The sequence below is a fragment of the Lysinibacillus sp. 10T31 genome (assembly GCF_056394365.1).
In genome coordinates, this window is the sequence record NZ_JBFTHS010000129.1 from 1 (window position 1) to 1545 (window position 1545).

A 1545-nucleotide genomic window follows, 5' to 3' on the forward strand; every position below is an offset into this window, starting at 1 on the left:
AACGTAACTGCTCGTGGGGCTTGACCCCGTCAACTAAACCGTTCGCCCCCTACTTGCAGAAACATGATTGAGGCTGGTTGGGACTTAGATCTCGTATAACAAGCGAAGCTATGACACTGCATGGAGGATTAGGGGTAACTGGCAAACTAAGATTTAGGAGGAGATTAATAATGAATCCAGTCGTTGGTCTGGATATTTCAAAAGGAGAAAGCCAGATTCAAGCATTCTTAGATAAAGGCAAACCATATCGTAAAAGTTTTAAGGTGACTCATACTTTAGAAGGTCTTAATGACCTTGTTATATTTTTAGAGGATGTAAAAAACGAGGCTGGTATGAAGCCTACAATCATTTTAGAAGCCACAGGACATTATGGTGCTCCTGTCATACATCATTTAGAAGAACGAGGRTATTTATTGATTATTATTAATCCGTTAATTTCTTATAAGGCAAGAGGATCGAGTTTGAGAAAAGTAAAAACGGATGCCATTGATGCCTATCTWCTTTGTGAATTGTTCTATAAAGAGGAATTAGAGCCATATAAAAARCGTGGTGTGCAGTTATTAAATCTTCGTAAYCTTACAAGACAACATGAAAATATAACTGGCGTAATGATTCAAACTAAGTTGCAATTTCAGGCAGTCCTTGAACAGGTATTTCCTGAATATAAMGGGGTMTTCGGAGATTTATATTCTAATGTTTCACTATTAACTCTTTCAGAGTTCCCTTCTTCAGAAGATATTTTGAAAGCAAGTGARGAMTCCATTAMAGACAAAATATATGAACTATGTAAGAGYAGRTCCATTAGATGGGCAAATGAAAAAGCCTTACATCTTAAAGCCGCTGCAGCTCGTAATCCTTTTGAAAAAACAGTTTACCAGAGTCATATTTTAAGTCTKGATATGTATATAAAGATCCTTCTTCARTACAAAGAGCATCTATCAAAGTTAGAGTCAGAAATAGATGCCCTCGCTAAAGAAATTGAAGAATATAGTATTATCAAATCTATCCCAGGCATCGGTGAAAAGATCGCTGCAACGATTATTTCTGAGATTGGTGAAATAGGTCGATTTAACAACCCTAAAAAGCTTGTGGCTTTCGCTGGAGTTGACCCAAGTGTTTTCGAATCAGGTAAATTTTCAGCGAGCAAGAATCGAATTACAAAACGAGGTTCAAGTAGACTTCGTCATGCCTTATTCATGGCTGTTCGTTGTGCAATACGAGATTGCAGAAAAACTAAAACAGACGATACAATCATTCCTCGAAACAAGAAAATACGTGAATTTTATGATAAAAAACGTGAAGAAGGAAAACCTTTTAAAGTAGCGATAATAGCTTGTGTTAATAAACTCTTACATTGGATTTTTGCCTTGTTAAAAAACAGAACTACGTACCAAGATTTAGCTTGATAAGTAGGTATAACTAAATCAAACAAAACCTTCCAAAAACAAACTTTAGGACGGTTATTTGTCATGCACTTTTTTAGTATAGCACGTGCCTATTAAACTTTTAACAGAAAATTATTGACAAACTATTAGCTGGTTTAGT

General features: G+C 35.6%; 1 protein-coding gene. It reads left to right on the top strand.

Annotation, left to right across the window (positions count from 1 at the left end; all coding sequences use genetic code 11):
• Nucleotides 1–170 precede the first annotated feature (170 nt).
• A complete protein-coding gene (locus AC1DCY_RS27085) occupies nt 171–1406 on the top strand; it encodes an IS110 family RNA-guided transposase (RefSeq protein WP_477355759.1) in 1236 nt (411 codons plus the stop codon).
• The last annotated feature ends 139 nt before the right edge of the window (nt 1407–1545 follow it).